The organism is Anaerobacillus sp. 63XJN7_5_ISO-PGPR-S23-430, assembly GCF_056173695.1.
The window spans coordinates 3,358,652-3,372,288 of sequence record NZ_CM149686.1; the positions used below are offsets into that span (position 1 = coordinate 3,358,652).

Here is a 13,637-nt window from a genome sequence, read left to right on the forward strand (position 1 = left end):
AATTGCGTATTCATTCAAGCCCGTCTTGAAGCGATTTTCTAAAACCAGAAAATAACGATAAATTGGTCAAATTTCATCAAACGAATTTGTGTTCACTAAGAAATGCATCCACAGTTACGACTGATTCGAAGGCAAAAAGGGTGTTATTTCCGCCCTTCTCCCTAATAACTGTTAATGCAGGTACACTTTGTATTTTAAGTGTTTCCGCTACCCAAGGAAAATAATTTAAATTACATGAGTAGATATGTGATTCAACCCCTTTAGAGCTCGAAACAATTTGTAACATTCGCTCTGCAATTTTACACGTCTGACAAAAAGGCGTGTAAAAGAAAAAAACAGTGCCTTCCTTTTGTAAAAGTTCACTAACCATGGATTCATCGGTTATGTCTTGCATGTTAATACCCCATTCTATGTAAGAGCGAAAAGGAAGCTTCGTTAAGCTTCCTTTTCGCTCATTTCTTGATTATTGGACGGTCACTACTTTAAATTTCGCCGCCCTTAAAATCCTATTTAAATAATTTAGAGGTGTTTCTGCTACTTCACGATGAAGCATTGTAATGTAGAGATGTTCGGCATGTGGAATTTCTTGTGTAAGCTGCCGTCTTAATTTCTCACCGGCATCATCAGCATCTACAAGAACATATACATCCTTCTCCTCAAGCTCTTCACTAAGTTCTTCTAACCTGTCAAAACTAATCGTTCCATAAGTGCAGATAATCTCCACTTGCTCATCTAACACTCTCATTAACTGTTCTTTATCTGTCTTTCCTTCTACAATAATTACTTTATCAGTCATGGCACAACGCTCCATTTCAAGCTGTCGTATCAATTCATTTACTATAGCATATGGTAGTTGAAGCATTTCGTTTCAAGGCATATGATTTAATTTATTCATTTTGAAGTGTTAGATACAACAGCTACTCATTGAGCCAGATGAATGACAGCTTTGTTAATCATTGTCTTGATCAGGATCGTCCTCTTCTAAATATGTTTCAGATGTTGAATTACCGTGTTCATTCTGAAGATCATCTACTGTGCGAAGGCGATCATCGACTCTATTGCCTGACGTTTCAAATGTAGCCTCATCATCCGGTCTATTGCTGTCTTTGGCCTCTTCCAATTGATCTTGTGCTTCTTTGGTACGTATTGCATAAGGAATGGCTTCAAGACGTTCTTTATCAATTTCTTCACCAGTATCCACACATATTCCGTAATTACCTTCTCGAATACGATCAAGTGCTGTATTAATTAAGCTTAGTCGTTCTCTAGCTGCATCTTCTAGTGTAATATCTTTCTCGCGTTGATCCAATTCAGAAGCCATATCAGCAAAATGATTGTCGTACGATGTTAATTCTCCTGTTTCCTCAGATAGTGCGGCATTTTCATCTCGGTGACTTGCACCACCATCTAAAAGATCTTTCTTTTGATCTAATAATTGTTTTTTTAAATGCTGTAATTCTTGTTTCGACAAAGCCATAGTAATTCCCTCCATAGGTCATTTTCTTTTCCAGTACCTATTTTCCCTTTACCCTACTCACACTAAACCACACAATTATGTTTTATCATGCTCAACTGGTGGAAATAAATCAATAAGATTAAAGATTGGAGTGGTCATAATGGCAAAGTTAAAACTTGGACAGGAAGTACCATCCTTTTCGTTAATTAATACAGAAGGTGAACTGTTTCAATTTGAACAGCACCAAAAGGAAGACAAGCGTTGGCATATGCTCGTATTTTTCAGAGGAGAATGGTGCCCTGTATGTAATGAGCAATTAGAAGAGCTTCAAGAGCATCTAGGTGCTTTTAGAAAGTTAGACGTCCATCCAATTGCAATTGCAAAAGATAGCTTAGAATCTCTTAGAAAAATGAAAGAAAAGCATAACCTCGAGTTCCCAGTACTAAGTGACAAAGAGAATGCGGCAATTGACTCCTTTGGCGTTATGATGCATCGAGAAGACGACCCTTATGAAGATCACGGTGAGCATGGAGAGCCTGCCATCTTTCTTATCGATGAGAACGGCAAATTAATGGCGCAATATTTACAGTCAAGCCCATTTGGAAGACCGTCAGCTGATGGTCTAATCACAACGATTAAATATATTCGCAAAAACAAAGCATAAAAAAGACCGGCCAAATGGCCGGTTTTTTTGCAGTAATAAAGTCGTTGGCGTTAGAAGAGAAGTGCTTGTCGGGCCTTAACGAGCGTATTCGCTTTTCTTGTCCAGCTACTACGCTCAGTCCCTCGATCACTTCTCCTTATGATTTGAACACAAAGAGCGTGTTCGAATCATAAGGTTCCAGTGCTTGTCGGGCCTTAACGAGCGTATTCGCTTTTCTTATTAACACCAGCCGAGGTCGCAGTCTTCTACATACCTTCCATTTTGCTCGATTACTTGTTCGTAATGATAAATTTTGTTTTGCTCCATCTCAAATCCTTCAAGAAACTCATATTGATTTCCTTGATCTGAGAATAAGATACGGCCAATTCTTTCCTTGTCCATAAACAAGTTCATCGCTTGTTGATCAAATTTACCATATACCTTTCGAGTAACGTCGATTCTTTGCATTGGGCGAGGTGTCTCAATCATTGGTATCATCCCCTCTTTATTGTGTCATTCCGTAAAGCCATCATGTATTCATTCTATGACTGAAATTAGGAAACACATTCATTAATAAGAGTTTACGATGATGAGTGGACTTTTACGCTCATAATTCGACTAGCAATGGAGAGCTATAAAATGAATGACTGATTTATTCGTCTTCGCTTACCATTTTTTCGTATGCTTCAGCTGTCATTAGTTCTTCTACTTGAGAAGGCTCAGAAGGTTCTACAACGACCATCCATGCTTTTTCGTATGGTGAATCATTAACGAATTCAGGGCTGTCTTCTAAATCCTCATTGACAGAAAGAACTTTGCCTGAGATTGGTGCGTATAGCTCAGAAACAGTTTTTACAGATTCCACGCTACCGAACGGCTCGTCAGATTCAATCGTGTCGCCTTCTTCTGGAAGCTCAACAAAAACGATATCTCCAAGTTCTGATTGTGCGAAGTCTGTAATACCGATGCGGATGTTTCCGTCTTCTTGTACTTGCACCCATTCGTGTTCTTCTGAGTAGCGAAAATCTTTTGGTAAGTTCATTAGTAATTCCTCCCTGAAATAATTCCTCTTAATAAAGGTTAGTAGTCAATATTATTTACAATAACTATCGTATAATAGTTATTATTAATTAAGCAACTATTTTATCGTTTCCATGTTTCCTCAAATACATCCTCTTTAAACCCAACAGTAACTTTTTCTCCGTCAGTTACGATTGGACGTTTGATTAACATCCCATCAGAAGCAAGGATTTCAAGCAATTCGTCTTGAGTCGATGTAGCGACCTTATCTTTTAATCCAAGCTCTCGATATTTCTGCCCACTCGTATTAAAGAATTTCTTAATTGGTAAGCCGCTATAATTAAGCAGGACAGCTAACTCATCTTTTGAGGGCGGATTTTCGACGATGTGTACTTCATTTACTTCAATATCGTTTTGCTCGAACCATTTCTTCGCTTTACGGCATGTACCACATTTGGGATATGCATAGAATGTAATGGGCAAATCTGTTCCTCCTTAAAGACACTCAAGTGATTATAACGTTAGTTTACCACATGAGAGGAGTTGGACAAATACAGATGCACCTAAAAGTAAATTTCGTCATCTATTAACAAAATCCTTTCATTATTCCACTCACTATTTTTCCTAATTAAGAGAAAAAAATCCCCCCATTTCTGGAGGGACAATAGAGAACATGGTTTGGAAATTAGTTACGATCCTACCGGTTATGACCAATTCAAATTGTTATTTTACATTAGTATAGCGATGATAGCTTATTAAACCGTAAAACGCTGTTGTTCAAGAATGCTTGCAGCGATTTCACGTTTCTTCGCAATAACATTAATTGGCGTGTAACGTGATAGTTTACGAAGAGCAGATATCATCATGCGAAGTGAATCGCCTGTTTCGACGGCAACCAAAGTCTCTTTAGCATGAGCTTCAATACGGTTGAAAGCTTCCTGACAGAAAACTTGTGTTAGAAGAAGTTTATTTTGTTGCTTTTCTGCACCAGTTTTATTAATCGCTTTCTCTGTGCGAAGTACGGCTGATTCCATAGAGTAAATTTCGCTTACGATATCTGCCATGTTTGATAAAACTTCTTGTTCTTTATCAAGAGCCTTGCCATATTTTTGAACAGCTGTACCTGCAGTCATAAGCATAATCTTCTTTGCCATCTTAACGAGATGCTTTTCCTGTTCAAGAGGTGCATCACCAATTTCTTGTGGCGTTAACATCATGAGCTCTTCTTGAAGTGCAGTAGCCTTTTCAAGGAATGGAAGCTCGCCTTTCATTGTTTTACGGACAAGCGTGCCTGGAACTAGAAGGCGGTTGATTTCATTCGTTCCTTCAAAAATACGATTGATACGAGAATCACGGTACATTTTCTCAACTTCATATTCAGACATAAAGCCGTATCCACCGTGAATTTGTACTGCCTCATCTACAACATAATCTAGCGCCTCTGAAGCAAACACTTTATTTAGTGAACACTCAATTGCATACTCCGCAATTGCTTCTGCGACTTTCGCTCCGTCTTTTTGTTCTTCATCCGAAAGCTTTCCTAACTTCTGCTCAAAAAGACCTCCTGTGCGGTAAGTAGAACTTTCTGTCGCGTATGTTGCTACTGCCATATTCGCCAGTTTCTCTTGTATGAGAGAGAACTTTGCAATTGGCGTGTTAAACTGCTTACGCTCTAAAGCATACTTAGCGGAAAGTTCGATCGAACGCTTCATTCCACCAATAGTACCTACTGCTAGCTTATAGCGACCAACGTTCAAGATGTTAAACGCAATGATGTGCCCTTTACCTGCTTCTCCTAGTAAATTTTCTTTTGGCACGGCTACATCTTCAAGAATCAATGTTCTTGTAGAAGAGCCTTTGATGCCCATTTTCTTTTCTTCGGGACCAGTTGAAAGACCTTTGGAATCCCGCTCAACAATGAAAGCAGAGAAATGTTCGCCATCAATTTTTGCATAGACAATGAATACATCTGCGAAAGCGGAGTTCGTGATCCACTGCTTTTCACCGCTTAGAAGATAGTGTGTTCCTTCAGCATTGAGCTTAGCTGTGGTTTTAGCCCCAAGAGCATCAGAACCTGAACCAGGCTCAGTCAAAGCATAAGCAGCAATTGTAGCTCCTGACGCAAGACCTGGAAGATACTTTTTCTTCTGCTCTTCGTTTCCGAAAAAGACGATAGGTAGAGAACCGATTCCAACATGGGCGCCATAACTTAGGGAAAACGAACGAGCACGAGCGAATTTCTCAGTAATAACAGATGAACTGATTTTATCAAGGCCAAGACCGCCGTATTCTTCTGGGACGTCCGCTCCAAGAAGTCCGAGATCACCAGCTTTTTCGAGAAGCTTCCGTGAAATTTCAAATTCATGATTCTCAATTTTATCAAGCGCTGGAACGACTTCCTTTACTACAAAGTCTTCCGTTGTTTTCCCCATCATGACATGCTCATCTGAAAAATCCTCCGGTGTGAAAATATCTTCTGCCTTTTGATCTTCAATCAAGAAGCTTGCACCTTTAACCGTTTTGTTCATTGTATTAGACATGCTTGTTTTCCTCCCTTGTTTTCGTTGCTCTTAAAGAATTTCAAACACTCCAGCAGCGCCCATTCCTCCGCCAATACACATCGTCACAACGCCAAATTGTTCTCCGCGGCGTTTCATCTCATGAATTAAGCTTAAGGTTAACTTCGTCCCTGTACATCCAAGTGGATGACCAAGTGCAATCGCTCCACCATTTACATTCACTTTGTCTTCATCAAGTCCAAGCTTTCTAATGACGCGAAGAGATTGTGATGCAAAAGCTTCATTTAATTCGAATAACCCAATATCAGATAGCTCAAGTCCAGCGAGTCGAAGAGCTTTAGGAATCGCTTCAACCGGTCCGACTCCCATTATTTCGGGTGCTACACCAGCAACAGCAAATGATCTGAACTTAGCCATAGGCGCTAAGCCTTCACTTTCAGCTTTTTCTCGATCCATGACGAGAACACTTGCTGCTCCGTCACTTGTTTGTGATGAATTTCCGGCGGTCACAGAGCCTCTAACATTAAATACTGGACGTAACTTACCGAGAACATCAAGTGACGTATCTGCCCGAACACCTTCATCCTGTGAGAAAAGAACTTTCTTTTCCTGTAATTTGTTTTTCTCATCAATCCATCTTTTCGTTACTTCGATCGGAACAATTTCATCCTGAAACTTCCCATCTTTGATTGCCTGAGCTGCACGCTGATGACTCCTTAGTGCAAAAGCATCCTGATCTGCTCTGCTAATCTCAAAGCGACGTGCGACTTCTTCCGCTGTGTGTCCCATTCCCATAATATATTCAGGTTTTTCTTCTACAAGAGCAGGATTGGGCTTTATTACATGACCGCCCATCGGCACAAGACTCATCGATTCCACTCCACCAGCCAATATGGCACCGGATTGGCCAAGCATTATGCGTTCTGAAGCATAAGCGATACTCTGTAAACCTGAAGAACAATATCGGTTGATTGTAATGGCTGGAACCGTCTCAGCAAGACCTGCTCTAGCTCCAATCATTCTAGCTACATTCAGCCCTTGTTCAGCTTCAGGAATAGCGCATCCCATAATCACATCATCTATTTCACCATCATAACCGCCGGCACGCTTTAACGTTTCCTTAACGGTAAGTGCTCCAAGATCATCTGGACGCATATTGGCAAGCGTTCCACGGTTTGCTTTTCCAACAGGTGTTCTAGCACCGGATACAATAACTGCTTCTTTCATCAAACTTCCCTCCTCCATACTAGTTGCGCAGCGGTTTTCCTTTAAGTAACATATGCTGCATTCTTGCTTGCGTTTTTGGCTCTCCTAGCAGGCTGAGGAACGCTTCACGCTCAAGATCCAGAAGATACTGCTCATCGACTAATGTTCCTTCTTTTACTTTTCCGCCCGCAATGACGTGAGCAAGTTTGGTCGCAATCGTTAAATCGTGATCGGACAGGTAACCGCTCCATTTCATCGTTTTCGCTCCCATTAGCATTGCAGCATAACCTGCTTCTCCAGCAACTGGGATCTTTTTAGCAACAGGTGGCTGATAGCCTTGTTCAGCAAGGAAAAGTACTTTTTCCTTTGCATCATGAAGAACGTGATCCGCGTTAGCACTAATACCATCCTGAGGTCGAATGAATCCTCGTTCCATTGCTTCATGAGCTGATGTTGAAACTTTCGCCATCGCAATCGTTTCAAAAACGTTGGCTGCAATATCAGTTAAGTTAACATTAACTCCTGGAGGCGTTTGCTCTAGCTGACGCATATAAAGTTCTTTATTTCCGCCTCCACCTGGAATCAAGCCAACACCTACTTCTACGAGGCCCATATATGTTTCTGAAGAAGCTTGAATGGAAGCTGCTGGCATACACACTTCTGCCCCACCGCCAAGCGTCATCTGAAACGGCGCTGCTACGACTGGTTTTTGAGAGTAGCGAATACGTGCCATGGACTGTTGGAACTTCCTTGCAACCATTTCGATTTCAAAGAAATTATCATCTTGAGCTTCCATTAACATATACGCGACGTTGGCACCAACACAGAAATTTTGGCCCTGGTTTCCAATCACAAGTCCTTCGAAGTTTTTCTCCGTTTCATCAACGGCTTCATTAATCATCTGGAGAATATCCATTCCAATTGCATTGTTTGGGGAATGGAATTCAAGGCCTGCAACCCCATCTCCAAGATCAAGAAGCGTTGCTCCAGTATTTTTCTTAATCACGCGATTTTGCGCTTTTAATCCTTTAAGGTGGATAATTTTCTTGCTTTCCTCCACTACTCTTTGCTCACCATTATGGTAGAAAGATTGAGTGGTACCTTCCTGCTTATAGAAAGACGTTTGCCCTGAGGCAAGCATTTGATCAACCCATTCAGGAATCGTTTCACCTTCTTCCTTCATTCGAGCCACTGATTTCTCAACTCCAAGAGCATCCCACGTTTCAAAAGGACCCATTTCCCATCCAAAGCCCCATTTCATGGCACGATCGACGGCGTCGATATCATCAGCAATTTCATAGGTTTTCTCAGCAGAGTAAAGCAAAACAGGCTTCATGATGTTCCAAATTAATTCACCTGCGCGGTCATTCGCGTAAGCAAGCGCTTTCAGTTTATCCGCTTTTGACTTCGCTTGTTTACTTGCCTCAACAGAAGCTGTTTTTAATTTCTGTCGTGGTTCATATTCAAGCGTAGATGGATTTAACTCTAGAATTTCGCTTCCTTTTGCCCCTTTTTGTTTTATGAAAAAGCCCTGACCTGCCTTTGCTCCAATCCAGCCTTTTTCTTTCATCTGTTGCATAAATTCAGGAATCCGGAATACTTCTTTCTCATCACCTTCAACCTGTTCAAAAACGTTGTTCGCTACGTGAATAAACGTATCAAGTCCAACTACATCAAGTGTTCGAAACGTTGCACTTTTTGGACGGCCGATTGCTGGGCCAGTTACAGAATCTACTTCTCCAACTGAAAAGCCGCGATTCATCATTTCTCTAACTGTGACAAGCAGGCCATAAGTTCCAATTCGATTGGCAATGAAGTTTGGCGTGTCTTTCGTTTCTACGACACCTTTGCCGAGAGTATCTTCACCAAATGTTTTCATATAGGAAAGGACGTCTCGATCCGTGTCTTTCGTTGGAATCACTTCAAGAAGCTTTAAATATCTTGGTGGGTTAAAAAAGTGCGTACCAAGGAAGTGCTTCCTAAAATCTTCTGATCTACCTTCAGCCATTGCTTCTACGGAAATACCGGAAGTATTCGAACTAACAATGGTTCCAGGTCGTCTATATTCATCTACTTTTTCATATACTTTTTTCTTGATCTCCAGGTTTTCGACAACAACTTCAATGATCCAGTCAACTTCTTGCAAGCGCTCCATATCGTCTTCCATATTTCCCGCTTCAATTAATTGAATGTGATCTTTCTTAGAAAGCGGTGCCGGTTTTTGTTTCTTAAGTTTCTCAATCGCTTCTGCCGCAAGTCTATTTCTGACAGAACGGTCAGCGAGTGTAAGTCCTTTGACTTTTTCCTTTTCATTCGGTTCCTTTGGTGCAATATCCAATAGCAAACTTGGAATTCCTACATTCGCCAGGTGGGCGGCAATGCCTGATCCCATTACTCCTGCTCCTAATACAGCTACTTTATGAATGCTACGTGTCATAGCGAACCTCCCCTGTTGAATGAATGCTCATTCATTTTTAATTTAAAAAAAAGAGCGAGATCATTTCCTCTGTCTATACTATAAAATATATTCTGAAATTTAGCAATATATCACACGGATTTTTTTGACAAAATTTTATAAATTTAAACAAAGCTTATTTTAAAGCGGACATTCGTCCGCTTTTCACTATTTCATCATTCCTTTAAGGACGAAAGCTACGTTTGCAGGCCTCTCAGCAAGTCTTCTCATAAAATATCCATACCAGTCTTTTCCATAGGGTACGTAGACACGCATTTTGAAACCTTCTTTAAGGAGCTCATCTTGTTTATCTACACAAATACCATATAGCATTTGAAATTCAAATTGAGAACGGGGGATATTGTATTCCTCTACGAGCTTCTTTGTGTATTCAATGATGCGATCATCATGGGTCGCAATGGCTGTGTAATTTCCATTCAATAAGTGCATTTTAATGATTTTTTTGAAATTCTCGTCGACATCCTTTTTATCCGGAAATGCGACTTTTGGTGACTCTTTATAAGCACCTTTAACAAGTCTAAGATTTGGAGATAGATCGTTCAGCTTTTCTACATCTTCAGCTACGCGGTATAAGTAGGCTTGAAGAACTGTACCAATGTTCGTATACTCCCTCTTTAGGTTAGTAAAAATCTCTATTGTTTTTCCGCACCTCTCGAAATCTTCCATATCAATCGTAACAAAGACATTGTGCTGATCAGCAGCTTCAAGAATTCGGCGCATATTTTTCATCGTCATATCGTAATCAATGTCTAACCCCATTGATGTGAGTTTAAGAGAAAGCTGAGAATCAAGATTTTCTGCTGCAATTCGCTCAATTGCTTCAATACAGTGGTTTGTCATTTCATCAGCCTCAGCGGCGTTATCTACAAACTCACCAAGATGATCGATTGTAACAGAAAGTCCCTTTTCATTTAGTTTCTTAATAGCATTTACAGAGCTATTAAGAGACGCACCGGCTACAAACCGGCTAGCTCCAAAGCGCATACCATACCGTTTCGCTACTTTTGTAGCTACTTTATTCTTCCCCATGTATAAAAAGAAATTACGCATTACTTGTTCCATCATAACCCCTCCATGTAAACGCATACAAAACGTCTAAAAAAATATATAGTGGAGAAAATCGGCATATAGTATCAAATACCGCCATATTTCGTCTTTAATGCTATTCTACCATGATATGCTGTCGTTTAGTCTATTTTTGATAGATTTTCTCCGTAATAAATTTTGTTAAATATTTACTTGAATTAGTATTCTATACCCCGCTTTTCACGAAAAAAACTGGAACTTAAAATAGTATATTTAAATGTTTCAAAATCGGATACTTCTCTTCTCATCTATTTTCATAACCTTTTTTCTTAACAACCACCTCATTTCTCAAGGGATGAGCTTCTGAAATGAAACAAAATCCTATATTAGCTTAAATGGTTGATTCTCGAATAAGCTAAAATCAAAAACGTTCGAAAATGTAGCCAAAAAAAAGAAACCAGGGAAGTCCTGGTTTCACTTATCTGATTCTTTCTGGTTATCCTGTTGGTCTTTACGATGCTCTTCGTTCATAGTTTTGATTTCGGTCACTAGCTCTTTCATGGCATCCTTCGCATCAGGATACGTTTGATTCCAATGTTTCGCAAGAGGAGGCATCGTTTTTGAAAGATGCGTGTACATCGCCCATAGCTTCACTTTTTCCTTCAGCTCAGGGCTCGTATCTCCAAGGAGAAGCTCGGTGTATTTATCCATCAATCCATCGACTTGTTCCTGAAGTGTTTCAAGACTCATTTCATTCACTCCAATCACTAGCAGAATATCCTGATTATAGCATAATTAATGGGATACTCGACCGTTCACCTGAACTTCTCTTAACCTTCCATAATCAATGCGTTCTTGATTTTCTTTAATTGCCTTTATCAACTCTTCTATAAGTACCTTTTCATCCGTCACAATAAAGAAACGGCATGATATCATCGCGAAGTCGCCAAAAAATGCTCTGCAACCAGCATATCGTTTTGCATCACGGACTGGCTGATAAGGAAAAATAAAATTTCCACTTTGTTCAAATGCAGGATCAAGAGGATGTTCTTCAAGTTTCTTAATCAGCTCTCGAATCGTCAGCTCTCTTCCATGCTCATTTGTTCCTATTTCGATAATTTCAAGCAAGGTTGATTCCCCCTTCTTTACAAGATTCGAAAGCAAACTGCTCTGATAGAGGGCCGAAAGTGGAATGCACTCATTTCATGCGCTTTGATCCGAATCAATAGGCTATTATACATGCATTATCTAACATAGCCAAAAAAAAGAGTCAGAATAAATTCTGACTCTACAATGGGTCACAAAGAGTGAGTATATACAGAGGGGGGACCTGACCTCACTCTTTAATTTATCTTATGTTTCTTTTAACTTTGTGGCTGGACAAGTACCCCGGTACAAACATGGAAATTTCTCATTCATTAAGCTTCTTCTCGACACACTCATACATGATTTGCAACATCATACCTATTATAATAGAAGGATATCAAGCTCGGACCATCTTGGAGGGATCATTATGGATATTGTTGTTATTGGTGGTGGCATTGGCGGACTGACTGCTGGAGCATTACTGACGAAAGAAGGCTACAACGTAACAATACTTGAAGCATCGAATGAATGGGGTGGATCAGCAGGAAAATTTACACGAGGGCATTTTCTCTTCCCTGTTGGAGCGACGATGGGGATGGGGTTCGAAGAAGGTGGATTACACTATCGCATTTTCCAAGAACTCGGTTTGTCCTTCCCTGTTTTTTCGTTGGATGAAATTATGAGAATATACGATGGCAATCGCGTCATGCCTTATTATACAGATCGAAATCGCCATTTATCAGAATGAGCTACCCAGTTTCCAGAACACTCCAAACAAATTGTTTCTTTCTATCGAGAAATATGGAAAATTGGAGCCGAAGTACGTAAGTTAATTGGACCTCTCCCTGTTGTACCTCCAGTCACCCTATCAGAATGGAAAGGGCTTCTACTATCTCTCAAACCAGGAACTCCCGGACTGGTTCCCTACCTTCGGAAAACAATGGGAGATCTTCTGAAAAAACATAATCTTAATGATGCACTAGACTTTCACCATTTTATTGATGGACAATTAATTGATAGCATGCAAACAACTAGTGAAGAGTGCTCAGCACTTATGGGTGCTCTTGCTCTCGATATTTATCACGAAGGGGCATATTACTCTGAAGGTGGATTGTATCGCATCGCTGAAACACTACAGCAATATATTGAACAGAACGGTGGTCGAACTTACCAGAGAAAGCAAATTCAATCGATTCGGCGTGAAAACAACCGTTGGGTAGCTGTCGATCAAAAAGGGGAGAGTTGGAGAGCTGATCACCTTATTAATAACTTACCTGTACAGGGCTTTGTTCCACTTCTTCCAGAACCACTTCAAGAACAACTCCCCACTAAGTTAAGAAAACGAAGTCAAATGACTCAGTGGGGAGCTTTTACGATGTATCTTGCTTTAGATGAAAAAATCATCCCTGAATATACGTCCCTCTTTAGTCAAGTCTTTTCGGATAATGGAAAAATGACCGAAGGAAATCACCTCTTCTTGTCACTTTCAAAATCCAATGATCTCTTTCGTGCGCCAGAGGGCTTTCGCACATTAACAGTCAGTACACATACAGAGCTTCACCATTGGGATACGAAAGAGAAATACGATCAATATAAAAAGGAGCTAACTGAGAAAATGCTCACAGGTATTGAAAGAGTGATACCTAATGTAAGAAGTGGAATCGAATTACAAATGACAGGTGCACCACGAGCATGGGAAAGATTTACGAAAAGACCTAAAGGCATGGTTGGAGGTTTCCCACAAACGAATGAATTTAGTTTGTTCAACAGTCTTTCTCACCGTACTGGTCTCAAGGGATTGTGGCTTTGTGGCGACAGCGTTTTCCCTGGAGCAGGTACTATTGGGGTTTCTACTAGTGGATATCATGTCTATCGCTCTATCACTAAGGAAATGGTGAAAATAAAAGAAGTCATTTTAGAATAAAATCGCTTCCTTAAGGCACAATGAGACTATCATTTAATGTTGAAGGAGCGAACCAACCGTGGATCAAAAGAATAATTTAGTTACTACTGACAGTGAAAAGTTACTTACTTCAATGCGAGAAGAAATTGCGGAAGAGTTTCTCGTTATGGCAGCTGCCACAGAACAAGTAGAAGAAAAAGATTTTTACACTTACCATCTCTTAAAAGAAGCAGAAAAACTACGTAATCTTAAAAAATAAGGTTCGATCAGAAATGACGTTCGGGAAATCATGTAGTATACTT

16 protein-coding genes are annotated in these 13,637 nt (G+C 40.2%); 4 read left to right on the forward strand and 12 right to left on the reverse strand.

All coding sequences use genetic code 11. The annotated features are described in order from the left end of the window. Positions 1–76 precede the first annotated feature (76 nt). The 3 genes from AC0VYJ_RS17535 to AC0VYJ_RS17545 all read right to left on the reverse strand — a co-directional run bounded on the left by AC0VYJ_RS17535 (position 77) and on the right by AC0VYJ_RS17545 (position 1,477). Positions 77–394: a thioredoxin family protein gene (locus AC0VYJ_RS17535; protein WP_475365740.1), complete on the reverse strand. Its 318-nt coding sequence runs from the start codon at positions 392–394 to the stop codon at positions 77–79. 69 nt (positions 395–463) lie between these two features. Beyond that, positions 464–796: a toprim domain-containing protein gene (locus tag AC0VYJ_RS17540; RefSeq protein ID WP_303535493.1), complete on the reverse strand. Its 333-nt coding sequence runs from the start codon at positions 794–796 to the stop codon at positions 464–466. Between the two features lie 153 nt (positions 797–949). Continuing rightward, positions 950–1,477, reverse strand: a complete 528-nt coding sequence (locus AC0VYJ_RS17545; RefSeq protein ID WP_475365741.1) for a TraR/DksA C4-type zinc finger protein — start codon at positions 1,475–1,477, stop codon at positions 950–952. 139 nt (positions 1,478–1,616) lie between these two features. On the opposite strand from AC0VYJ_RS17545, the gene AC0VYJ_RS17550 reads away from it, so the two are divergent. After that, on the forward strand, positions 1,617–2,120 hold the full coding sequence (locus tag AC0VYJ_RS17550) for a peroxiredoxin family protein (protein ID WP_430241076.1): 504 nt from the start codon (positions 1,617–1,619) through the stop codon (positions 2,118–2,120). A 219-nt stretch (positions 2,121–2,339) separates the two neighbouring features. Here AC0VYJ_RS17550 and AC0VYJ_RS17555 read toward each other — a convergent pair whose 3' ends face one another. The 9 genes from AC0VYJ_RS17555 to AC0VYJ_RS17595 all read right to left on the reverse strand — a co-directional run bounded on the left by AC0VYJ_RS17555 (position 2,340) and on the right by AC0VYJ_RS17595 (position 11,474). Then, the gene (locus AC0VYJ_RS17555) at positions 2,340–2,588 is read right to left on the reverse strand and encodes a YusG family protein (protein WP_194218963.1); all 249 of its coding nucleotides are present in this window, start codon (positions 2,586–2,588) and stop codon (positions 2,340–2,342) included. A 163-nt stretch (positions 2,589–2,751) separates the two neighbouring features. Continuing rightward, on the reverse strand, positions 2,752–3,141 hold the full coding sequence (gcvH, locus tag AC0VYJ_RS17560) for a glycine cleavage system protein GcvH (protein ID WP_194218962.1): 390 nt from the start codon (positions 3,139–3,141) through the stop codon (positions 2,752–2,754). 101 nt (positions 3,142–3,242) lie between these two features. After that, complete coding sequence (locus AC0VYJ_RS17565; protein WP_475365742.1) at positions 3,243–3,602, reverse strand: arsenate reductase family protein; 360 nt, start codon at positions 3,600–3,602, stop codon at positions 3,243–3,245. A gap of 272 nt (positions 3,603–3,874) precedes the next feature. Beyond that, a complete protein-coding gene (locus AC0VYJ_RS17570) occupies positions 3,875–5,659 on the reverse strand; it encodes an acyl-CoA dehydrogenase family protein (RefSeq protein ID WP_194218960.1) in 1,785 nt (594 codons plus the stop codon). A gap of 30 nt (positions 5,660–5,689) precedes the next feature. Further along, positions 5,690–6,865 carry an acetyl-CoA C-acetyltransferase gene (locus tag AC0VYJ_RS17575; protein ID WP_475365743.1) on the reverse strand — a complete coding sequence of 392 codons (1,176 nt, stop codon included), beginning with the start codon at positions 6,863–6,865 and terminating at the stop codon, positions 5,690–5,692. A gap of 19 nt (positions 6,866–6,884) precedes the next feature. Then, positions 6,885–9,281 (reverse strand): 3-hydroxyacyl-CoA dehydrogenase/enoyl-CoA hydratase family protein, encoded by a 2,397-nt coding sequence (locus tag AC0VYJ_RS17580; protein WP_475365744.1) that lies wholly within the window; start codon positions 9,279–9,281, stop codon positions 6,885–6,887. A gap of 186 nt (positions 9,282–9,467) precedes the next feature. Next, entirely contained in the window at positions 9,468–10,382 is a 915-nt protein-coding gene (locus AC0VYJ_RS17585; RefSeq protein WP_194218957.1) for a proline dehydrogenase family protein, read from the reverse strand. 438 nt (positions 10,383–10,820) lie between these two features. Beyond that, on the reverse strand, positions 10,821–11,096 hold the full coding sequence (locus tag AC0VYJ_RS17590; RefSeq protein ID WP_475365745.1) for a YusU family protein: 276 nt from the start codon (positions 11,094–11,096) through the stop codon (positions 10,821–10,823). A 45-nt stretch (positions 11,097–11,141) separates the two neighbouring features. Continuing rightward, positions 11,142–11,474, reverse strand: a complete 333-nt coding sequence (locus AC0VYJ_RS17595) for a hypothetical protein (RefSeq protein WP_194218955.1) — start codon at positions 11,472–11,474, stop codon at positions 11,142–11,144. A gap of 385 nt (positions 11,475–11,859) precedes the next feature. Here AC0VYJ_RS17595 and AC0VYJ_RS17600 point away from each other — a divergent pair, with 385 nt between their 5' ends. The 3 genes from AC0VYJ_RS17600 (at position 11,860) to AC0VYJ_RS17610 (ending at position 13,594) form a co-directional block, all read left to right on the forward strand. Continuing rightward, positions 11,860–12,180 carry an FAD-dependent oxidoreductase gene (locus tag AC0VYJ_RS17600; protein WP_475365746.1) on the forward strand — a complete coding sequence of 107 codons (321 nt, stop codon included), beginning with the start codon at positions 11,860–11,862 and terminating at the stop codon, positions 12,178–12,180. A 192-nt stretch (positions 12,181–12,372) separates the two neighbouring features. Then, a complete protein-coding gene (locus AC0VYJ_RS17605) occupies positions 12,373–13,356 on the forward strand; it encodes a phytoene desaturase family protein (RefSeq protein ID WP_475365747.1) in 984 nt (327 codons plus the stop codon). Between the two features lie 58 nt (positions 13,357–13,414). Further along, positions 13,415–13,594 (forward strand): hypothetical protein, encoded by a 180-nt coding sequence (locus AC0VYJ_RS17610; RefSeq protein WP_475365748.1) that lies wholly within the window; start codon positions 13,415–13,417, stop codon positions 13,592–13,594. The last annotated feature ends 43 nt before the right edge of the window (positions 13,595–13,637 follow it).